Source organism: Methanopyrus sp. SNP6 (assembly GCF_002201895.1).
Classification (GTDB): Archaea; JAADCQ01; Methanopyri; order Methanopyrales; family Methanopyraceae; genus Methanopyrus.
In genome coordinates this window covers 91,656-111,987 of the sequence record NZ_CP019436.1, presented here as the reverse complement: position 1 = coordinate 111,987, position 20,332 = coordinate 91,656, and the positions used below count along the sequence as shown (strand labels likewise).

The 20,332-nt window shown below is 58.1% G+C and carries 28 protein-coding genes; 5 read left to right on the top strand and 23 right to left on the bottom strand.

All coding sequences use genetic code 11. The annotated features are described in order from the left end of the window. Positions 1–14: 14 nt before the first annotated feature. Together BW921_RS00595 and BW921_RS00590 are read right to left on the bottom strand one after the other, a co-directional pair. Positions 15–548 carry a DUF2096 family protein gene (locus BW921_RS00595; RefSeq protein ID WP_236953839.1) on the bottom strand — a complete coding sequence of 178 codons (534 nt, stop codon included), beginning with the start codon at positions 546–548 and terminating at the stop codon, positions 15–17. 17 nt (positions 549–565) lie between these two features. Beyond that, complete coding sequence (locus BW921_RS00590; RefSeq protein ID WP_168168600.1) at positions 566–841, bottom strand: DUF749 family protein; 276 nt, start codon at positions 839–841, stop codon at positions 566–568. A 121-nt stretch (positions 842–962) separates the two neighbouring features. Here BW921_RS00590 and BW921_RS00585 point away from each other — a divergent pair, with 121 nt between their 5' ends. Together BW921_RS00585 and BW921_RS00580 are read left to right on the top strand one after the other, a co-directional pair. Next, positions 963–1,577, top strand: a complete 615-nt coding sequence (locus BW921_RS00585) for a PrsW family glutamic-type intramembrane protease (protein WP_148688133.1) — start codon at positions 963–965, stop codon at positions 1,575–1,577. Positions 1,578–1,646: 69 nt separating this feature from the next. Next, positions 1,647–2,183 carry a UbiX family flavin prenyltransferase gene (locus BW921_RS00580; protein ID WP_148688132.1) on the top strand — a complete coding sequence of 179 codons (537 nt, stop codon included), beginning with the start codon at positions 1,647–1,649 and terminating at the stop codon, positions 2,181–2,183. Here the strand turns inward: BW921_RS00580 and BW921_RS00575 are convergent. The 7 genes from BW921_RS00575 to kae1 form a co-directional block, all read right to left on the bottom strand. After that, positions 2,174–2,848, bottom strand: a complete 675-nt coding sequence (locus BW921_RS00575; protein WP_148688131.1) for a nucleotidyltransferase domain-containing protein — start codon at positions 2,846–2,848, stop codon at positions 2,174–2,176. The genes BW921_RS00580 and BW921_RS00575 overlap by 10 nt on opposite strands. Beyond that, complete coding sequence (locus BW921_RS00570) at positions 2,845–3,624, bottom strand: BtpA/SgcQ family protein (protein WP_210400467.1); 780 nt, start codon at positions 3,622–3,624, stop codon at positions 2,845–2,847. Before BW921_RS00570 ends, BW921_RS00575 begins: the two co-directional genes overlap by 4 nt. A 387-nt stretch (positions 3,625–4,011) precedes the next feature. Beyond that, on the bottom strand, positions 4,012–5,055 hold the full coding sequence (locus BW921_RS00565; protein WP_148688130.1) for an SPOUT family RNA methylase: 1,044 nt from the start codon (positions 5,053–5,055) through the stop codon (positions 4,012–4,014). A gap of 35 nt (positions 5,056–5,090) precedes the next feature. Next, on the bottom strand, positions 5,091–5,726 hold the full coding sequence (locus tag BW921_RS00560) for a 30S ribosomal protein S3ae (RefSeq protein WP_088336416.1): 636 nt from the start codon (positions 5,724–5,726) through the stop codon (positions 5,091–5,093). Positions 5,727–5,783: 57 nt separating this feature from the next. Beyond that, on the bottom strand, positions 5,784–7,367 hold the full coding sequence (locus tag BW921_RS00555; protein WP_148688129.1) for a serine--tRNA ligase: 1,584 nt from the start codon (positions 7,365–7,367) through the stop codon (positions 5,784–5,786). A 294-nt stretch (positions 7,368–7,661) separates the two neighbouring features. Further along, positions 7,662–8,021 (bottom strand): hypothetical protein, encoded by a 360-nt coding sequence (locus BW921_RS00550; RefSeq protein ID WP_168168599.1) that lies wholly within the window; start codon positions 8,019–8,021, stop codon positions 7,662–7,664. Between the two features lie 400 nt (positions 8,022–8,421). Continuing rightward, positions 8,422–9,471 (bottom strand): KEOPS complex N(6)-L-threonylcarbamoyladenine synthase Kae1, encoded by a 1,050-nt coding sequence (kae1, locus tag BW921_RS00545; RefSeq protein ID WP_236953755.1) that lies wholly within the window; start codon positions 9,469–9,471, stop codon positions 8,422–8,424. Between the two features lie 30 nt (positions 9,472–9,501). On the opposite strand from kae1, the gene BW921_RS00540 reads away from it, so the two are divergent. Then, positions 9,502–10,362: a hypothetical protein gene (locus BW921_RS00540; RefSeq protein WP_148688127.1), complete on the top strand. Its 861-nt coding sequence runs from the start codon at positions 9,502–9,504 to the stop codon at positions 10,360–10,362. Here BW921_RS00540 and BW921_RS00535 read toward each other — a convergent pair. The 11 genes from BW921_RS00535 to BW921_RS00485 form a co-directional block, all read right to left on the bottom strand. Then, on the bottom strand, positions 10,359–11,015 hold the full coding sequence (locus BW921_RS00535; RefSeq protein ID WP_148688126.1) for a Kae1-associated kinase Bud32: 657 nt from the start codon (positions 11,013–11,015) through the stop codon (positions 10,359–10,361). The two genes, BW921_RS00540 and BW921_RS00535, sit on opposite strands and share 4 nt — an antisense overlap. Before the next feature lie 35 nt (positions 11,016–11,050). Beyond that, positions 11,051–11,233 (bottom strand): 30S ribosomal protein S27ae, encoded by a 183-nt coding sequence (locus tag BW921_RS00530; protein WP_011019823.1) that lies wholly within the window; start codon positions 11,231–11,233, stop codon positions 11,051–11,053. A gap of 16 nt (positions 11,234–11,249) precedes the next feature. Beyond that, positions 11,250–11,600 (bottom strand): 30S ribosomal protein S24e, encoded by a 351-nt coding sequence (locus BW921_RS00525; RefSeq protein ID WP_088336411.1) that lies wholly within the window; start codon positions 11,598–11,600, stop codon positions 11,250–11,252. After that, positions 11,543–12,118, bottom strand: coding sequence for a GTP-dependent dephospho-CoA kinase family protein (locus tag BW921_RS00520; protein ID WP_148688125.1), 576 nt, complete (start codon positions 12,116–12,118; stop codon positions 11,543–11,545). The genes BW921_RS00525 and BW921_RS00520 overlap by 58 nt, the downstream gene beginning before the upstream one ends. Next, positions 12,115–12,309, bottom strand: a complete 195-nt coding sequence (spt4, locus tag BW921_RS00515; protein ID WP_088336409.1) for a transcription elongation factor subunit Spt4 — start codon at positions 12,307–12,309, stop codon at positions 12,115–12,117. Before spt4 ends, BW921_RS00520 begins: the two co-directional genes overlap by 4 nt. Positions 12,310–12,549: 240 nt before the next feature. Beyond that, positions 12,550–13,101: a DNA-directed RNA polymerase gene (locus tag BW921_RS00510; RefSeq protein WP_157666179.1), complete on the bottom strand. Its 552-nt coding sequence runs from the start codon at positions 13,099–13,101 to the stop codon at positions 12,550–12,552. A gap of 6 nt (positions 13,102–13,107) precedes the next feature. Continuing rightward, the gene (locus tag BW921_RS00505; protein ID WP_088336536.1) at positions 13,108–13,635 is read right to left on the bottom strand and encodes an inorganic diphosphatase; all 528 of its coding nucleotides are present in this window, start codon (positions 13,633–13,635) and stop codon (positions 13,108–13,110) included. A 9-nt stretch (positions 13,636–13,644) separates the two neighbouring features. Then, positions 13,645–14,235, bottom strand: a complete 591-nt coding sequence (locus BW921_RS00500; RefSeq protein WP_088336407.1) for an RraA family protein — start codon at positions 14,233–14,235, stop codon at positions 13,645–13,647. 4 nt (positions 14,236–14,239) lie between these two features. Then, the gene (locus BW921_RS00495; protein WP_088336406.1) at positions 14,240–14,635 is read right to left on the bottom strand and encodes a nucleotide-binding protein; all 396 of its coding nucleotides are present in this window, start codon (positions 14,633–14,635) and stop codon (positions 14,240–14,242) included. Between the two features lie 6 nt (positions 14,636–14,641). Beyond that, positions 14,642–15,880: a translation initiation factor IF-2 subunit gamma gene (eif2g, locus tag BW921_RS00490; RefSeq protein WP_148689270.1), complete on the bottom strand. Its 1,239-nt coding sequence runs from the start codon at positions 15,878–15,880 to the stop codon at positions 14,642–14,644. A gap of 36 nt (positions 15,881–15,916) precedes the next feature. After that, positions 15,917–16,312, bottom strand: a complete 396-nt coding sequence (locus BW921_RS00485; RefSeq protein WP_148688124.1) for a 30S ribosomal protein S6e — start codon at positions 16,310–16,312, stop codon at positions 15,917–15,919. Between the two features lie 116 nt (positions 16,313–16,428). Here BW921_RS00485 and BW921_RS00480 point away from each other — a divergent pair, with 116 nt between their 5' ends. Beyond that, a complete protein-coding gene (locus BW921_RS00480; RefSeq protein ID WP_011019813.1) occupies positions 16,429–16,653 on the top strand; it encodes a 30S ribosomal protein S28e in 225 nt (74 codons plus the stop codon). Positions 16,654–16,665: 12 nt separating this feature from the next. Beyond that, a complete protein-coding gene (locus tag BW921_RS00475; RefSeq protein ID WP_148688123.1) occupies positions 16,666–16,872 on the top strand; it encodes a 50S ribosomal protein L24e in 207 nt (68 codons plus the stop codon). Here the strand turns inward: BW921_RS00475 and BW921_RS00470 are convergent. The 3 genes from BW921_RS00470 to BW921_RS00460 form a co-directional block, all read right to left on the bottom strand. Continuing rightward, positions 16,869–18,005, bottom strand: coding sequence for an NAD(P)/FAD-dependent oxidoreductase (locus BW921_RS00470; RefSeq protein ID WP_148689269.1), 1,137 nt, complete (start codon positions 18,003–18,005; stop codon positions 16,869–16,871). The genes BW921_RS00475 and BW921_RS00470 overlap by 4 nt on opposite strands. Before the next feature lie 69 nt (positions 18,006–18,074). Next, positions 18,075–19,028 (bottom strand): DNA repair and recombination protein RadA, encoded by a 954-nt coding sequence (gene radA / locus BW921_RS00465; RefSeq protein ID WP_148688122.1) that lies wholly within the window; start codon positions 19,026–19,028, stop codon positions 18,075–18,077. Further along, positions 19,025–20,305: a replication factor A gene (locus BW921_RS00460; protein ID WP_168168598.1), complete on the bottom strand. Its 1,281-nt coding sequence runs from the start codon at positions 20,303–20,305 to the stop codon at positions 19,025–19,027. Before BW921_RS00460 ends, radA begins: the two co-directional genes overlap by 4 nt. Positions 20,306–20,332 lie beyond the last annotated feature (27 nt).

Below are 20,332 nucleotides of genomic sequence, written 5' to 3'. Positions count from 1 at the left end.
CCATCGATCTTTACTTATTCATTGCTCTTGCGTTTCTCGAGCATCTTCTTCCAGGATTCCGGCAGCTCTCTGAGCTCTTTGAGTGCCGTCCCGACGCGATCCCTGTCACCGGATATTTCCACTACGTCCACCTCTTTTACTTCGACTATCACTCCAGCGAACTCACACACGTCCTGAAGCCTCTCGACTTCAATCGGTTCCGGGAGCTTCACACGGGCGAACCCGTCACCGGCCCTGAAAACCGGTCGATTGGGCATCGGTTCGAATTTAGAGCGGGCGGTATCCTCCCGGAACTTCGCGGCTAGCTCCTTCACGCGTTTCGGCCACTTTACCAACTTATCCAGTAGATCCGGATGGGATTCACAGATCCTGGCGAGCGCCCGCTGAGCCCTGTCTAGGTACTTGTGGGCCTTTCCCAGGGTCTTGGCGGATGTGTGGGGGTCGAACTCGTAATGATGGAGGACTACTCGCGCCGTCCGCAAGTTCTCGAGTACTTCTCTCGGCACCTCTTCTCCACGTGCTCGGAGCTCGCTTACTACCTCGTTCAGGGCGACCCATTGGGCCTTCAGCGGTTCAGCGCTCTCTTCACCGACGCTTTCGAATCCCGTGATAGCTCTGCCCCCATATCCTCCCTTAACAGTCGTTCGACGTCCTCTTCGGACTCTACCTCCTCGAAAAACACTATGTAGTAACTACTTGTACCTTCGATGTTGAATACAATCAGTTCGGGGTCCTTGTTCAAGTCCACGCCGGCCAAGTGCGCCTTTAATCGTGCGAAGTTCTTCAGTTCTTCGTCGAGCTCCGAGTAACGGGCCGAGCCCAGGTACTTCGCCACGAACACGCTGGGTATCCCATGATAGACCGGCCTACGAAGACTTAAGAGGGAAACGGTCGGCGACGGCCGTTGTCGTCATCTCTCAGTCGGTGTCCAGGCCCTCTCCTCATCACCGGGGGATAGACGCTTGATCCTGACTCCGGTAATCGCGGTGATCGGGGTCCTGTTAGGGCTCCTCTACGCCCCGATTTCCGTGGTGATAGCGTTCCTGGTAGAAACAGTCCTGACGTCGGGCCTAAACGCTGGCCCCCATCGGCTAGTTATAGCGGCCGTAGTTGTAGCTCCGATAGTTGAAGAACTATCCAAAGGGCTCGGGTTCCTCGTAGTCCCGCGAGTGTTGGCCGGCTCTCTTCGATTGGCATCGGGGTTTCCCGTGATCGGACCGACTCTTGAAGCGGCCGCGAACGTCGTACGGGAGTGTGGTAGGCGTCCGGTGGGAATCGTTACGGTCGCGGCCACCACCGCCTTGGGGTTCGGGTCCATAGAGAACGTGTTCTACGCGCTGGTAGGGCTGAAGTTCGGACCTCTAGGCCCTATAATAGTGGGGTTCCTTCGAACGTTCACGTCGTTACCCATTCACGTGATCGCGACGTCTTCTTTCGGACTATTGTACGGATTCTTAAGGCGACGATGGCTTGGGTTCACGTTAGGGTATTCAACGGCGATCTCGATCCACGCGGCGTTTAATTTCGCCGCAGTGTACGCCAGGTACAAGGTGGCGCACGGGTTGATCGGCACTTAAAGGAATCGTCATCGCATCGTGTACTCGGTCCGCCCATCACTCGTCATCTCGGTCCTCGGGGGAGGAGGTTTGCGAGTCTTCATAGGAGTTACGGGAGCCAGTGGGCAGATTTACACCAGAAGGCTCATCGAAGTGCTGCACGAGGAGGGGGTGGACGTAGAGATCTCGGTCACTAGACCCGCGGAGTACGTTATGAAGCGGGAGGGGGTCGACCTCCCCGAGAACGTGCGGAAGTACGACCCCGAGGACCTCACGGCACCGCCAGCTAGCGGCACATACCGGATCGACGCGTACGTCGTGTGCCCGTGCACGTTACACACCCTTTCGAGTGTGGCCGCTGGAGTGACCGGAGATCTGATCAAGCGCGCCGCGGTAGTTGCGCTGAAGGAGGATCGTCCGTTGGTTTTCGTCGTCCGGGAAACGCCGTGGCCCAGGTCCGCCCTGCAGGCTGCGTTGAAGTTGAGGGAGGAGGGTGCCGTGATACTGCCGGCGTGTCCGGCTTTCTATCACAGCCCGACGACCATCGACGACTTAGTGGACTACGTGATTCAGAAGGTACTGGACGCGATAGGGGTTGAGGTCGATCTCGTCCGGTATCAACCTTGAGGTATGAACTTCCGGTAAGGATCCTCTTGAAGCAGTTTCCGTAGCTCTTCTACGCTCAATCCCGTGATTTTGTCCCCGAAGAAGTCACACCTCCCGAGGTCTACACGCCCTTTACGCTCCAGCTCCGGACTGCTAACGGTGACACCGATTTCGGCTTTCTCGCCGCCCGGGGTTCTGATTTTGATGTTGACGTAGTGCTCCGGGATGTCAAGAGGTTTCCCACCGCGCTCCGTAATAACCACTTCATCCACGTCCAACACTTCGATCCCGGCTTCCTTCAAGCGTTCGATGACCTCTTCGGGATCCGTCGTCCCCAGAACAGCGATATCGATGTCACTTTCCCGTTTGATATTTCCACGCCACACACTTCCAATCAGCCGCGGCTCCAAGTCCTCTATGGCCTCCATAACTTCGAGTGCCTCTTCCCTTAGCCTCTTCAACCGGCGCAACTTCTCCTCACCTTCAAGCTCGTCTCCGATTCGGTCTAGTTCTATCGCGACTTCACGGTTGGACGGCATCACATCGACACCTAGGCGCCTAGCGGCCAGTCTCTTTGCGTCGATATACTCGTCGACGGCACCCTCGTAGAGGAGTCTAGCCGCCTCACGTGCCACCCTCTTCCTCACCCATTCGAGCTCCCTACGGTTTAGCCTCTTCTGTATCAAGGCCAGCGTTCTACCCCTGAGCGTCGGATGGACCGCACCAGCTCGCGCACTCGGTCCACGTCTACGGGGTTCTCGGTGATCCCGTTCTTCTTGAAGTATGTCCCCACTATGAAACCCGTCGCCCCGGCTCGGAGGAAAACGTGAGCGTTTTCCGGAGTCACGCCACTACCCACCAGAACTCGATCGACGACCCTGGAGACCTTGCGCACCTCTTCAGGCCGTGGAGGTGACCCGGTGGCGGAACCAGTGACTATCACAGCGTCGGCTAATCCTCGCTCCACAGCGTCCCGTGCGACCTCTTCGACAGGCCTGTCGTCCAGGGGTCGTCCGTGCTTCACTCTGATATCAGCGTATACCTCGACGTTCACTCCGAGTCGGTCGATCTCGCGCCAGACCATATGTGCGATTGGTTGGAGGACGCCCTGATCCGTAGCGACGACCTCCACGTACGCATTAACACGGATGAAGGAGGCGCCGGTCGCAGCACACACGTCGACAGCCGCTACACCGTCATTGCGTAGCACGTTCACGCCGACGGGGACGCTCACGGTATCTACGACCTCGGCCACCGCCCTGGTCATACAGGCGACGGTAATCTTAGGCACGTCATCTGGGTAATATGGAGCGTCTCCGAAGTTCTCAACGAGGACCGCGTCGACACCACCGTCTTCAAGACGCGCTGCATCCCGGCGGGCTCGTTCAACTACCTCCTCGATGGACTTGGCCCTCGGAGACCCTGGTAGAGGCGGTAAGTGTACCACGCCTACAACTTCCAACGGCAACGCCCCCGGTGAGTCGCCTGTGCAGTTCACGCGCGTCACAGTAGGTACACGGCACGCTGAACCCCCGCGGTTTCTCGGTCCGTCGAAGGTCTACCGTCGAAAGAATTCTCTCGTATCGAACTGGGCCTCTGGCAAGGGGGTTCGAGGGTGGAGAGGATCGATGTTCGAACTATCACCCAAGTATGCCATCGAGCGTTTCCCTGTGAGTGCGGTGGACACGATGACTTCATCTCTCGAGGTTAAGACGTTACGGTTCTACGTATTCAACAACGAGTCGATGTCTTCGGATTGGATCCTACTCATCCCTGCGTGTTCTGTGTGGTTACTTCCTATCGAGCTCGGTGTCGTTCAAAAAGACGCTATATTCACTGCATTCAACGTTCATTCCTCTCGATCCTCTTCCCCCTCGACCTCCAGGTAAGAGTCAACCAGCGCCGTCACGACGGAAGGCACGACGTGTTCTGTCGCGAACGTTACCCCCGGGCATAGGTCCACGACGAAGTCACAGGTTCTCAACACTCCCCGCGGTAGCCCTACCCGCGATCCCGCCAGCACGACCACCTCGTCAGCTTCTCGGAGTGTTTCCCCCAGTTCCTCCCGAACCTTCGTGTACGGCTCGCCCTTCGGATCCGTTCCAACGATCGGAGCGTCCCGCTTCATCCGTACCAGCTGGTAAAGGTCGTAGACTAGCAGTTCCGTCCGTCGGAACTTCCGCCCGTACGATTCTCGCTGTACTTCCATCCTGGATTTCACTCCGTCCCGTAGGCCCCGCAAAAAGTGTAGTAATTCGACGGCGTTCACAGGTTCGTATGGGGTGACGATGTACGACTTCAATTCGAACCCCTGAACCGCTCGTCCGATCCGTTCACCCATGGAATAGGCGGCTCGTGGGTCCCCGAGATAGGGTATCTGCGCCAACTCCACCTTGGCCAGCAGCGGATCGGCCTCGGGTTTCCCTGGAGGTAACTTCTTCCACTCCTCCTCGCCGTGTAGGACCGCCAGGTACGCCCGGTCCCTGATTATCTCGACCCATACTATCTTATCGGGATCATCTAGGTCCACGGAGGCGCCGGTAACCTCCCGGACCGCGTCACCGGCCTCGACGTTAACGTCGACGCTGGTGAAGTCGTGCTTACCCCTACGGATAGTCCTAACCGCGAAGGTCTCGTCCTCCGAAATTTTGGTCTTCGCCAGTTCGGCCGCGGTTTCGGCAATCTCCTTCGGATCCGCGCGGCACTCGGCTTCTACCGGTATAGCTCGCTCTACCTCTTGGATACTCTCGAGTTCCTCCTTAGTAACATGTCCCGTAACGATAACCAGTCCGAGGTAACCGAAGGGCCTTGGCTCGGTCTCGGCCCCGGTTTCTTCCTCGATTCTCGCTGCCGCCACATTCTCCAGGTTTCGTTGCGTTTTCACTAGGAACATCTCGCACGCGCCCGAAGACCGTTGCGGAGGGAGGCTCAGTAGCTGGCCAGTTCCGGGGTGGCCCTGTCCCCCACTGCCTCGTACGGTGGTAGGCCGTTCGGCTCTTCCAGGACCTCCGTCTTCCTGATCTCGGCCTGCCGGATCGGGTAGATCTTACGACCTGCCTCCTTAATCTGCTCCGGGATGCTCTCCTCTTCGCTGATCGACAGGCACCTGCGGATGAACTCGTCGAAGTCGCACTCCTTCGCGTTCTCTTCGACCACCTTGAACATCTCCTTCCTGATGGCCCGCTGCTGGGAGGTTTTGGCGCGTCGCGTCGTGAACGCTAGTCCCGCGACGCGTACCTTATACCCGTCCTTGGTGACGACGTCGATGACACCGTCGATCCTGCTCGTTCCGCGTCTCACCAGGCTGCGAACGTAGTCGCGCATAAGTCTATGTCCTTCGAACTTGGAGTACGCGGTCGTCCCCTCGACGTCGTAAATGCGGAAGAACACTTTGATGTGATGCTTAGTAATGTCGTCTAAGACGTCACCTAGGGTAGTTTCGAGCACTCGACCGATTACCTTCTCCGGATCATCGGCGGGCGTCTCACCTACCTCTACATTGTCGAACATATCCGGCGCGAGGATCGTGTACCACACCTTGTCCTTCCACTTGTCTCTGACCAAGCTCGCAAGCCCCCAGGCCCGCCGGAAGGCGCCGTTGAAAAAAGGATCGGGATCGGACTACTTCGGCCAGGTTAGTGTCTTCGGTACCTCGGGTAACCCACCGAACCTCTCATCGATCCTCTCAAGGATAGGCTCCGGCCACTCCTCAGGTTCGAACCCGTGTTGGGCCAGTAACCCAACCATCCATCGGGTGACACCCAAACCCGCACAGCCCGTGAACAATGTCCTTCCAGACTTCTCCTTCACGTTGAAACCATCGACGAAGTGTTCGCCGTGCACGTTGAACGAACCCACAGAAATCCAGGCTTCTTTCGACGATCGCTCTCCCTTGAACGGTAAGTAGACTTCAAACTCGTACGACGGTACGTCTGGGAGTTCGATGTTTCGATCCTCCAGCAGCCGACCTTCTAGGTAGAAAGGATCGTCTGATACGACTACCTTCCACTCGAGCTCCAGCTCCTCCGCGACACGTTTGGTAGCTTCCAGTAACTCCTCTCGGATCCTCTCCGCCTCCTCCGGCTCGGCGATCCATACGTGCTCGATCCGTTGGAACTCGTTTACGCGTTCCAGACCCTTTGCTGCACCACCCTCCCATCGGTACGTCCAACCGCTGCAGTCGTAAAGCTTGATCGGGAGTCGCTCGGGGTCCACTACCTCGTCCCGCAGCAGCTCGTAGAACGGCTCACACTGGGCGGGTGCCAGAACGTATCCGGGATCGCGGAGCTTCTCCCTCAACGATCCGAGAATCCTCTCGTTGAGCTCTCCCCACACGTAAAGCTCCCGCTTGAAGTCGTCGAACAACTCCGGGTCACGCTTCGGGGGACACACGTAGTACATACCGTCGGGTAGACCGTGAAGGTAACGCATCCGGAACATAGTTTCCAATGGGACCAGCTTCGGGAACAGGACGGGCTCGAAGCCCAACTTACGCGTCACACGCTCCAGAAGAAAGTCACGGAGAACTTCGAACAGGGCGGCCATCGGGGGGTTGTAAATCCACTGTCCGCGGCCGGGGAACTCCTTCACCCAACCCCGTCGACGCGCCTCTTCGGTGACGTCCCCATCGAACCGAATCTCTCGCGGACCGCTCTCATCCACCACGGTACCTGGTTCGACCTTGGTGACGCGCTCCACTAGCTCCGATCTCTCCTCGACTGCCCAAGCTACTAACCGTATCACCCGGTCGATGACGTGTCGGCGGAGCATTTCCTCGTCGACGTCTTGGAACGTCAGCCGTACGGTCCCGTCCTCCACTACCACGTCGTCGGCTACTGGTACGTACCCGACGTCGTCCCGCGTAACTTCACGATCGAACCGGAACACGACCTCGTACCGAGGGATCTTCAGGTCGCGAACGCCGATCCGGTGCTCCCTTCCGAGACGTTCGGCAAGTCGCTTACGGACCCTCATAGCGGCTTCGTGAGGACGTAGGTACCTCGTTCCGGTTATCTCCATCTCGATTATATCCTCGAGTACTCGATAACCCTCAATCTTGGCCCCCTCCTCCCCAGTTGGGACACCTCGCTGGAGGAGATCCTCGTTAGCCTCTTTGACGAACTCCTCAACCGTAGGCTCGATCTCGTCGGGGTCGACTTCACGCGAGAGAGTGAGCTCGACCTCAGCCGAGAACTCCAGCTCCACTTAAGCTGCCCCCTCTCCCGGTCGGCCTCGGTGGTCCAGTTTTAGTTCATCCGGCCTCTTCGATGAGATGTCCGAGTCCCGCTGTGTTGAATCTCCCCACTCCATCACTATAAACGTCGGAGAAGGACCACCTCACCGACGCTGTCTGGGAGCTTTAGAGGGAAGCTCGTATACGAAGGTTCCCACGATCGTGTGGGACACGTGCTTCCCCAGTTGGGCCGACCTGCGCTCGAGGATTTCGAAACCCGTAATTCATGTCTGGTTGTTTCGGCCCGTTCGATCCACCCGATGATATTACTGACCTGGCGCCGGGTTCCCTCGAGACAGAACTTTCAGTGCAGCACGGTGGACTTCCTGGCTGCGTTCCGAGCTATCACAGCTCGTGAACTTAGGTTTCCCGCCGTGAGCGACGTGAGTAGGTGTCGTGGAAGTGGTCACCAAGTTCCTCCCCACCGACTCGCGAGCGTCGAGCTTCTCCGATTTCACGCATCGGTACGCGGATTCCCCATACGGGCTCTCTCTCGTCTCGGCGTGTTCGACGCGTCGCAGCACGAACTTGGTCGATCCCAGACACAACCCGCCGTCCACCAGCACGAGGGTTATCTCATAGTCTCTGTCAACAGGGTCTCCGAAGAGGTTCGGGCGGAAGTTCACTATGTCTCCCCGCACTGACATCTCGCCGGTTTAGCGGTGGGACTTGGCTCACGGCCGGGACCGGGTGAGGACGGTGAACCCCTTCGAACTTAGGCAGGGCACCGGGGCTCGACGTACTCGATATCCGTACTTTCGACGTTCCTGGAATGGACGAGTGCATACAGGCGGGGTCGGCATGGGTCCACACACATTGCTAGTGACGAGAGCCTCCTCCGGCCTCGACGTTCTGCCTGAAACCAGACAAGAGTGCTTAAGCCCGGCTTGATCGTGCTCCGTCTTATCCGTTTTACGAGCTCATAACTCTGAGCTCGTGAGACTGATTTCCACTGGAGGATGGTATCCACCGTCGTCTTACGGACCGTTCCAACCACCACGGCGTGGGTCCTATGAACTACCTCCTCTACCTTTGGGAATCGGCAGATCTGGAAGGATGGGCAGCCCACGGGACGGACGCCTCGTCTACACGGTATCGTTGCTTGACGATAGCCTTCTCCGGGATCTCATCTGGCGGTATCGAGAGGCCGTGTTCGTGGACAAGGATCCCAGTCCAAGCGATCATGGCTCCGTTGTCTCCGGCCAGTTCCTGGGGCACCGTATACGCCTCCGCACCGCGGCTTTCCGCCATTTCGTGTATCATCTCGGAGAGACGGCGGTTTGCGGCCACCCCACCCGTGAGCAGGATCTCATCCCGGCCTAGCTGGGCCGCGGCACGCTCCGTTATCTCCACCAGCATTGCGAAGGCTGTCTCCTGAAGCCCTGCACACACGTCCTCGAGCCTGTCTCCCTGCTTATATCTCCGCAGTGCCGCAGTTAGAAGGCCTGAGAACGACACGTCGGTGCCTCGTACAGTGTAAGGGAGTTCTACTGGCTCACCCTTCTCGGCGAGGCGTTCTATCTCGGGCCCACCTGGATGTGGGAGTCCGACCTTGCGGGAGAAGGTGTCCAGCATGTTACCAACGGGTAGGTCCAAGGTTTCCCCGAACACCCGGTACCGTCCGGCTTTGAGGGCCAGCACCTGGGTGTTCCCTCCGGACACGTAGAGTGTTACCGGATCGTCGAAGTCGAGCCCGTCCTGGCGTGCCGCTAACTTCCCTATCTCCACGTGGGCCACGCAATGGTTGACCGGTGCCAGGGGAACCTCGAGCGCTAGTGCCAGGGTTCTGGCCGCGGTGGCGCCGACACGTAAGCAAGGTCCCAGCCCAGGCCCTTGCGAGTAAGCTACTAGGTCGATGTCTTCGGGTTCTACTCCCGCGTTCTTCAACGCGCGTTCGAGGAGCTCCGGCAGTTCTCTGGAGTGATGTTCAGCCGCCTCTCTGGGTAATATTCCAGAACCAGGAGGGGGGACATACTGGGCCTTCACGTTAGCCAGTATCTCCCCATCGTCCGTCACGACACCTACGCCGAGTTTCTCGGCCGTAGACTCTATACCTACACAGATCATCGTCGACATTACGGCACCCCGCCTGCGGGGAAAGGTGCGATGACGGATCTTAACTTGTCCATGTTCCGTCGGGACTGTAGGTTCGTACTGGAGGAGCTGGGCTGCATCGTGGAGGATGTAGACAGCGACTACCGGCTGGACTTCGTGGTCCGTTCGGACGATTTCTGCTTCGCGCTGGTATGCGTCGGAGGTCTCAGTGATCTAGCTTCGATGTCGGCCTTAGGGGAGTGGGAAGAGGGACTGGCCGAGATCGCACGTGACGCGGAGGCACTGGGTTTGGGAGCTCTGGTAGTCTTTCCCCGTGAGCCGAGGGAGGAAGTGATGTCCGTATCGGCATTCTGTGAGCACTACAGTCTCGGGTTAGCAGTGACCGAGTGGGAGACGCTACCCCTAGAAGTTATTGAGGACCCACTTAAACTGGACTACGGTTCGGCGACTGAAGTGTTTCTCGAGGCGAAGCTCGGAATGATCCCGGAGTGGCCGGACACCGAACCACTGGAGGACCTTCTGGTGGGAGACCGCCCGGTGACTCCGAATGATGTGGTACAGATAGTCAAGCGTGAGGTGAGCCTAGACTGGAGGGACCTCGTGATGAGACTCCGATGGTCAGGGTACTCCGGTGAGAGACTTTCCGAAGCCCTGTACTCGGCGCTGATGAGCGATGAGGTAGAAATGACAGAGGATGGTGAACTAATGCACGTGCCGGAGCGCCTGTCTGAGGTACTCGGTGCTTTGCTGGTGTGGTTGCAGAATCGGGGCAGGGTACCCGAAGACGAGGTCTACGAGTTCTTGTTCGCACAGTTCGGCGTCCCGTACGACGTCACGCACATCGCCCTCAAAAAGCTCGAAGAACGTGGGGAGATCGAGGTTAAAAGTGGCCTCGTGGTGGCGAGGGTTTAAATGTACCGGACCCTGGACTTGAGGCCCTCCAGGGCCCGGAGCACAGTGTCGGTGGTTTCTTCCCTCTCTTCCCTGTAGCCTCGCAGGAAAGCCTTCCACGCCTTCTCCTTAGCTTCGGGGTGGGAGCTCTCGAGACACCGTTCGAACACGCGCAGGTCTACGGCATGGTCTTCTGGGTCGTCGGAATCCTCGCTCAGTCCCAGGTCGATGATGTAGAGGTTGTCACCGGACACGAGGACGTTCGATGTGGTCAGGTCGTAGTGGACGAATCCGTGCTCGTGCATCCGCCCGACGAGTTTGCCCAACTCCCGGTAACGGTCCGAATCGAAGGAACTTTCGGTTGCCTGCTTGAGAGTTTTCCCGGGAACGTACTCGATGATCAGCAGGTTGAGGTCTAAGTCGACCTCATATAGGGTAGGAGTCGGCACGCCTATTTCGGGTAATCTGATCAACGCTCGGGCTTCTCGTCGGGTCCTGAGGCGACGGAGGCGCTCGTCCAAGGACGGGTGGCGGTAGGGTTTGGGGAGACGGATCTTGTAGACGGCGGGGAGCCCGAGCCAGTCGTGCCGAACCAGGAGCGACTCAGCGCCGAGGGCTATGACGTCACCGGCTTCCACTACGTCGCGCAGTCGGTCGGGAACTCTCAGGTTCAAGACGCCTCACTTCGCTCGCGAATATTACTTCTCTATTACTTCTTTTTCTTGGGCTCCGGCTGGTCCTTGAACTCGGTGTATCCGCATCTACCACACGCGTACCGGTTCCCGTGGTCCGCCATGAACACGCCGGGTCCACATCTCGGACAGAACGGGTTCTTGCGCTCCACCTTACCGTCCTTAACCTCGTACAGCTTAGCCCTTCTAGGCACTCCCATCCCGTTTTACCCCCGGTTACTCGCCTTCTTCAGACTCCTCCGACTCAGACTCTTCGGACTCCTCGGATTCGGACTCTAGCTCTTCAAGCACCTTCTTGTGTCGCTCGACCATGTACTCGGGCTCGATGTCCTCCAGGTGTTCCACGCTCTTGTAGATCTTCGCGTACCCTTTGGTTTTACGACTCCCGAACTCCGATTCCATGCGGTCGATCAGGACTACCTCCCTGTCGACATCGAGAATTGCCGCGAGCTTCCGAAGGACCTCTGACTTTCGGGGCGTACCCCCGTCTTCGTGACGTACGACGAACTTCACCTCTTTGCGGTACAGTAGTGGGTTATCCCGCTGATCCAAGATCTCGACTTCCATTCGTCGTACCCCCGAAACCTCGTCAGCAGTCGGAGGACAGAATCCTTGAGGTGTCGGGTTATCCGCGCCGCCACCATCCCCTCGCCCGGCAACCCGTAGCAGACTATCGAGTTTTCGGGAGCGACCAGGATAGCAGGGATGGCTAGTAGATCTTCCTCTCCGGTAACGTCGATGAGGGTCGCGTCGCCATCGAGTGCGTATTCGATACCCTGCCGTACGGTCTCCCAAGCTTCCTTGGTGATAGTTCCGGGCGGGTTGTTCACGTTGAGAGTAACCGGGAACTTATTCCCCGGATCCACTGGGACCGTCCTGAGCATCTTCCGGTCTACGACGGCGACGTCCGGCCGGATACCACATCGGAGGAAGCTTCGAGTAGTCATGTCGCCGACTGTAATCAGCGCTTCTGAGTCCTCATGGAGACGTCGGTAGGTCTTGACGGACGGTCGTGGGTATAGTGTGCCCCAGGGTCGACGTAGCTCGGGGCGTAGCTCCCTAGGTAGCCTCAGCACGACCGTCACTCCTCAACCCTCAGGGCGTATTTACCTGGGATCTTCGCGTTCAACCTATCCGCAGTCTGGGACTCAGTATCGAGGATCACTGCGATACCGCACCAGTTCTCCGTGAACTCGTCCCCGTGACAGGCGGGACAGATCTCGGTATCTTCTTCCACCAGATACCCGCACTTGACGCACGCTTTCAGCTTGGACAACGGCTTTCACGACCCCCCTGGAAAGTCCCGCCCTTCAGGTGATGGGAAGCGTGTAGTGTGTATACGAGTTCTTTTTTGGTACTGATACTGATGACGTGTTGGGAGGTGATGAAGCGTGAACCCGCAGGATTTGCCCTGGTCCTTGACGCCCGATACTCTCAGATGTTGTGGATCTTTCGCTGAGATGAAAGATGTCCTGAATAGAGTCGGAATGGATCATCCTGCTCGCTCAGGGCGGGGTCATTCCCACCACTCCGGCTTTCCTAGACCAGGTCTCTTCACTGTCAATGCGATTTTCGAGTCTCTGGGCCGTTCCTCGTTGAGGCTCACACCGATAATCATCACTTTAACTATATCACCCCGTTTGAGCTCCCGGCCTGTCTCCTCACCGACTAGCGCCTCTCGGGCTCCGTCGTAGTACATGTACTCGTCGAGGATCTGGGAAACATGCAGAAGACCGTCTAGCGGTCCCAGACGCACGAAGGCTCCGTACTCCTTTACCTTGGTTACTTCGCCCATTACCACTTCGCGCTCCACCGGGCGGAAGACCAGAGCCCTAAACCTTACGCGGTGGTAGGAGGAGCCATCGCCGGGGAAAATGCCCTCGTTCTCCACATCAAGAATTTCGTCCACGAAGACCACGAATCCGATGGGCTCACCGGTGTCGTCTTCCCGGAAGAGCTTCCCCTCGACGTCGTTCTCTAAGGCCTTGAGCACGGCATCCTCGACGTCGGAGGTGAATTGAGTGGGAGGAATTCTAACCGTGGTCTCAAGTTCCACGAGCTCGTACAACGGAATTCACCCGTGCTCCTCCTCGTACAACTCCATCGCGTGAACTATGGCTTCCTTAGCCGCGTCCGCACCTTCCCATCCGAGTACTTCGGTCTCCTTGCCTTCCAGTCGCTTGTACTCGGAGAACATGTGGGCGATTTCGTCGAGCAGGTGCTTTGGAACGTCGTCCAGGTCCTTAACGTCCTTGAACCTGGGGTCCTCAGTGGGCACCGCCAGAACCTTGTCGTCCTGATCGCTGTCGTCCAACATCTTCATCAGACCGATCGGTCGTGCCTCTATGACGCATCCGGGGAACGTGGGATCTTGCATGATCACTAAGATGTCGAGTGGGTCACCGTCGTCGTACAGCGTTCTGGGGATGAACCCGTAGTCCAGCGGGTAATGGAACGGTGAGTATAGTACCCGATCCAGCTTGAAGTACCCACGCTCTTCGTCGTACTCGTACTTGTTCCTCGAGCCACGTGGGATTTCTATCACCGCGTACACTACGTCGGGTGGATTCGGGCCCGGTTCCAGGTCTTTCCATAAGTTCATTACCATTCCTCACCATCCCCCTAACTTATCCAGCACGATCTCCCACCATGCACGGTTAGCCGCGATGTCGGCCCTAATGTCATCCTCCAATTCGAGTGTCTCACGGGCCCGCTTGAGCGCATCTTCCCACTCCTCATCGGGAACGACCACGACGCCGCTCTCGTCCCCCACTATAACATCACCGGGACGCACGAGCACACCCGAGACGTACAGGTCGACGTTAATCTTTCCGGATCGACGGTGGGTTCCCGCTCTAGGGGTAACGCCGCGGGCGAAAACGGTGTAGCCTATCTCGCGTACATCGTCTACGTCCCTCACCAATCCGTCCACGACTGTCCCGGCCAATCCTTTCCGCTTGGCTGATAGAGAGGAGAGACCTCCCCAGTACGCCCTCGCCCTGTCTCTGGCTTGGATTACAAGTACGTCACCTTCCTCGGCTTCGTCGATAGCTTCCACCACGGTCCCCCAGTCCGTTCCTTCCACAAGCACAGTCACCGCTCGTCCGCAGATCGGTACCGGGCCTACGATGTGATTGATTCCCCGGAGTACGTAGCGCTTCCCTAGGGCATCGCTCAAGACAGGAGAAGGCGGTACTTCCAAGGTGTCAACCCCGCTCGATAACCAAGTGTGTGCGCTGACGCAACGTTATCACCGGAATACCGAGTTTCCACAAGCGCTTTTTGAGCTCCTTATCTCGGGTGGCCACGTACACTCGATCCCACCGTCGGACGAGGTTCAAGATGGCCTCGTCTCCGTCCTTCCCTTCAACGTCGTCTACTACTTCGATTCCTTTAGCGTCTACGAGGGAGATGGCTACCCTCGCTGCGATCTTGTCCCGACCGGTAGCCGCACGTTTCACGTGTTCCAGTTCCTCGAGGACCTGACGGGGAACGATGGGTCGGTAGGAGCCCAAGAGGCGGTCGAGTTCGGAGAACACGTCCACCCTTTCCTGGTGCGGTATCATTAGGAAGTTGGCGTCCAACACGACTCTGATGGTCACGCCCCTTCACCCTTTGATGACGCCATGACCTATCAGACGCCACCGCTGGATCCTACGGCTTATCGCGATCATGTCGCCCTCTTCGGCGCACACCGGTTGCTTCAGCTTAATCTCGATCTCGTCGTCCCGTGCACTAGTCACCACGCCCACTGTGGTTGCCGTACCCACGGTGAGCATCAGTACCTCGTTCGTCCGGATAGGTTCCACCTTACGCTCCTCTTCTGTCCCTACCACTCGCTCGAGCAGCTCCACCTCCAGCAGCAACTCGTGGCGGACGGGTGGCAGCGTGTCGGGTTCTCCGGCAACTTGGCCCGACAACCGGTCCGCTTTGGTCATGGTAGGGTCTAGCTTCGTGCCTATACCGACCAAACCGCCAGGTCTCGCACGCTCCACCGGCGTCACGTTCGCGTGGAGACTCACCACCTCCGTGTATACTGGCTCCCACTCGGTGCGACCGTATCGCTCCACTCGGATTCCCGGTCGTATCTCGATTTCGTCACCGATCTCGACTTCTCCCTGAACAATGGCCCCTCCTATCACGCCACCCTTGAGTTCGCTCGGTCTGGTGCCGGGCTTGTTGACGTCGAACGATCGGGCGATGTACATGCGAAATGGTGCGTTCGGGTCGTATTCGGGGGGCTCGAAGTGCTCGTACATGGCCTCGACTAAAACGTCTAAGTTCGCCTTATGCTGGGCGGATACTGGTATGATGGGGGTTTTATCTGGATCGAGGTGCGTCTCCTCCTCTAGGAATTGCACGATCTGCTCGTAATGCCCTCTAGCTTCCTCCGAAGTGACTAAGTCTATCTTGTTCTGAACGACGATCACGTCTTCGGTTCCGATTATTTCCAGTGCCATCAGGTGCTCTCGGGTCTGAGGCTGCGGGCAGGGCTCGTTCGCGGCGATTACCAGGATGGCAGCGTCCATGATCGCGGCACCGGAGAGCATCGTCGCCATCAACGTCTCGTGGCCCGGGGAGTCGACGAAGGAGACCCGCCGGAGCCACTCGGTTTCGGCTCCACACTTTGGACACTTCTCTTCCACCGAGTACGTGTCGCATTCGGGACACCGAGTGAGAACGGTGTCCGCGTAACCTAGTCTGATGGAGATGCCGCGCCTAGTCTCCTCGCTGTGCGTGTCCGTCCACACACCGGAAAGGGCTTTCGTCAGCGTGGTTTTACCGTGATCTACGTGCCCCACCATTCCGATGTTCATCTCAGCCTGTTGGAACCGTTCGTCGTCCACTCGTCGTAAGTCGACGGGCACGGTACTCACCCGCGGTTACTCCTCCTCGCCGCCCTCGCCGAGTAACTCCTCTACGGGCTTGTCTCCGTACTCGACGATGACGGTGTTCACTTGAACGATATCCTCGCTGATCGTGTTTCCTCGAACGGTTTTACGCCTACGCTCACCCTTACGCTCAGGGCGGAAACCCGGCGGACCGCTGAGGAGTAGGCGAACGCGCACCGGTCCATGGATGTCGGGTCGCATCGGGAACCCATCCTTGTCCGTCCCGCCAGTGATCTTGAGCTTGTATCCAGGTAGACCGACGATTTCGCCGTCGATCACATCGCCGATTCTCTTCCCGATCAGCTTCTCAGCGTCCTCACCTTTCACGTCCACCTGGTAGGAGCGAGCCTTTTCCGGATCCGCCACTACCACCTTGAACTCGGGCAAGTGGCCACCCCCAGCGCGCCGAACCCACCCTTCACTTTAAGTCTTGTACCGCGTCCGAACCCCCGACGAAACTTCATAACCGGGATCAGGGAAAGTCTCGTTTAGGGGTGAGTAGGATGGTAGAGTGCGATTACGACCCGACGGAGGATGCGACACCAGCGGAAGTCGTGGAGATCTTAGGGCGCACCGGAATGGCCGGCGAAGTGACACAGGTGAAGGTCAGGATCTTGGAAGGACCGGATAAGGGTAGGATAATCACTAGAAACGTCAAAGGACCCGTTCGAGAGGGAGATATCCTACTGCTGAGGGAGACCGAAAGGGAGGCGCGACCGATCGAGTAAGGGGGACTTAAAATGCCCGATGTTCGGCGCTGTGACTTCTGCGGTCGGATCATCGAACCAGGGACAGGAAAGATGTTCGTTGGGAACGATGGTACTATCCTATGGTTTTGCTCCAGCAAGTGTGAGCGTAACATGCTGAAGCTCGGAAGGGATCCGAAGAAGGTTCGATGGACGGAGAAGCACCGAGAGTTCATGGCTGGACAGCGCGGAAAACTCTAACCCCACCATATGTCCTCCAAGATGCCCGAAGTCCTAAGCAGTTCTTCCAAGTTTTCCACCGACGACAAGAACTCGACGACCTCTTCCAGGTTAAGTTCTGGGAGTATCTCCGCTACCTCACGCGCACATCCGAACGTGTCACCGAATTCTTCTTTCCATTGGTCTTGGTATTGTTTTAGGAAGGTGGCGGACGTGTCGTCCTCTTCGATCGCTTCGGCCGCGACCTCACCCGCGATCCGACCACAAACCAGGGAAGTGTGAAGACCACCACCGGTCACCGGGTTAACCTGACGAGCCGCATCACCCACCACGAGAATACCATCACCATACGTCCGCCCAACAGGCCCACACACCGGCACACCACCCACATTCACCTCCACGGGGACGGCCTCCGCTACAGCTTCTGAAATGAGCTCGTGATCCTCCAAGGCGCGGTTCAGTACCTTCAGCGCATCTCCGGGTTCGGATTCGGACCCTCGGATGCCCACTCCCACGTTCGCCCGACCTTCGCCCTTCGGGAAGATCCAGAAGTATCCTCCCGGAAAGAACTCGGCGTCGACGAAGAAGTGCGTGGCGTCCTCCTCAACATCAACACCTATCATCTCGTACTGTGCGCATGTGCATATCTCTGTGGGTTTGAGTGGTGGGACTAGTCCTGCGGTTCTTCCTATGCGAGACTCGATCCCGTCCGCGGCGATGGTGACGCGTGCTCGAACCTCATGCACACCATCCACTCCCTCGTACTCGACCCCAACCACCCGACCATCATCAACCAACGCCCGACGAGCACGCGCCAACAACTTAACCTCCGCACCAGCCTCAACAGCCCGAACAACCAACCACTTATCAAACACACGACGCTCCAACACGTACCCGTCACCGGGGACCTCGAACTCCTTCCCGTTGGGAGCGTAAATGAGAGCACGCGAGATCTCGGTAGCGATCCACTCGTCCTGTGGCTCGATTCCAGCGTGTTCGAGCCCATGTGCGCTGATACCCTCGGCACACTGTTTTGGGACACCGACCTCGGCCTTACGCTCGAGTACCAAGACATCACAACCTGCCTCCGCCGCAGCCCACGCCGCGACCGAACCCGCCGGACCAGCACCAACCACAACCACATCGAACTCCACGAGTTTCACCCGCTGGGCTCGGATGGGACCGGGAGCTCGTCATCGGGTTTTCGGCTATTGGGCCTGTCTTCATCGCTCGGGTAGTTCCACGTCCCGAATGCCTCCTTCCGTGATCCTGAACGGCGCCTCACGCTGTGGGAGGTACGGTGAGTCGATGATCCGTGCGATTCGGACCTCACCTTTGGCTCTCCTGAGCATGATCCTATGCGTTGCTTGGTGGGCTACGATCGTTCCTCCGACGGGTTCGTAACGCCTGCCCTTACCCTTCGTGGCTGCTTCAATGTCGACATGCACTTGGTTAGTGAAGACTACGGCCACGTCGTGATCCATGGCCAGGTTCCTGAGCTGATCCACGTGCTTCATCAGTCTGGCCTGACGCTCGCTGACATCCCCCAGCTTCGAGTATTCCGCGCGGAAGTGCGCCGTGAGGGAATCTATAACGACGAGTCCGACATCCTCACGCTCGCACAGCTTGTGCGCCTCCTCCGCGGCTCGCATTTGCTCTTCAACGGATCTCACCTGCGTCACGAAGACGTTACGTAGAGCTTCCCCGGGATCGAGTCCTAAGGCCTCCGCCATTCCCTTGATACGACCGGGTGACACAGTTCCCTCTGTGTCGATGAAGATGGCCTTGGACTCCAATCCACCCTCCTCCTCAGGCAGTTGTACGTTCACACATAGTTGGAACGCGATCTGGGATTTACCCGAGCCGAAGGGGCCCGCGAACTCCGTCAACTCTCCGCACGGGACGCCCCCTCCCAAGATCTCGTCGAGCGCGCTGGAGCTCGTGGTTATGCGTCTGCGTTCCCGTTCCAGCTTCTCTAGCGTTTCGAACTCCACTTCGATATTCCTCAACTCCTCTTGTATGTCCTCCATATCCCGCTCGGACATCCCCGTCACCTCCGATAGGTACTTCGGATCGGCGTAAATGAAGTCCTCGACAGTTACAACCCCCTTCTCTTCCAGCTTTTTGACGGTTTCATCTGGTAGTAAGTCCAGATCACTCAGCTTCCTCTCCTTCACCCTCCTCCCCCCTTTAGCTCCCGGGCCAAGATCTGGATCTCACGTTTGAAGTCCTCCTCGGTGAGTATCCTAGCCCGCAGTGCGACGGCATCGTAGTCCTCTACGACCCCTTCTCCCCGAACCCTGAGCACCACGGAAACGCTTTCACCTAAAAGTCTCTCTTCGATGTCGGATTCGTCGGCTTCCAGGTATTCCTTCGTGGTCTCGTATCCCACGAACTCGACCGCGTGTTCTCCGAAGAACACCGTCCTTACAGTCCCGGAGCCGTCGTCTACTACCACGTTCAGCACTGGTCTCCGTTCGGGTTCCACGGCCCCGTGCTCGGGACACTCCCCCTCTTTCATGGCCCGACCGCAGGTGGGGCACGCCTCGTAGTACCGACGGCGTGCGTACACGGTGACGATGACGCCTGATACCTCTGCTACATCCCCCTTATCGAGCTCCTCGACACGCTTCCGGATAGCGGGCTTGATGGAAACCTCAGTGGGCTCCACACGACCTTGGGTCCTGAGTACGTTGATCACCGGGTGATCACTGCGGGTAGAAACCCACCCTTCCACGATCACACCGTCGCCGTAGTCGAGGTCCATCGCACGCTCGGCTTCCTCACCCCACAGGTTGACACGCGTCGAACCTGTCTCGTCGGAGAGCCAGAAGTACACGCGTTCTCCCGTGTCGACGGGCTCGCTCGCCACGACACCTCGCACGCGTACGTACTCTCCGTGTTTCACCTCGGAGATGCTTCGCTCGATGATCCGATCCGGATTCTCCTCGTGGCCTACTACTTCAAGCTCGGTCTCTCGGGTAACCACCAGCTGCGGGCTGTTGCGGAACGAACCCACCGTCAGGTTCCTAGCCAGTACCAAGTCACCTTCATCAAGTTCCTCGAGTTTCTCGACGACCTCGTCGAACGCTACCAACGCGGCGGATCGCGTCTCGTCTCCTACCACTAAAGTCACCATTCTACCGCCCGACCTGGTCTCCGCGGGGTCCGATACGCGTACGACGATGAACTCCGTATCGAAAGACTGTAGTTCTTGAGAAATTGCTTCATCCAGAGTCACCTTCCCCGGTTTTTCCTCTCCCGTTCGCATCAGCTTCACACCCATTCGGTCGGCGAAGGCGAGAAGCGCTCCAAGCTCCGACACTCCCCACTGTTTCCGGATTCTGTCGATCTCCCGGCGCACCTCCTCCTTGCGCTTTCCGACCTCCTCAGCCAGCTTTTCTACCAGCCGGTCAATGTCTGAGGTCAGGATCGCCCCTCTAAACTTTGGCACTTCCACCTGTTATACGGAGCTCGGGTC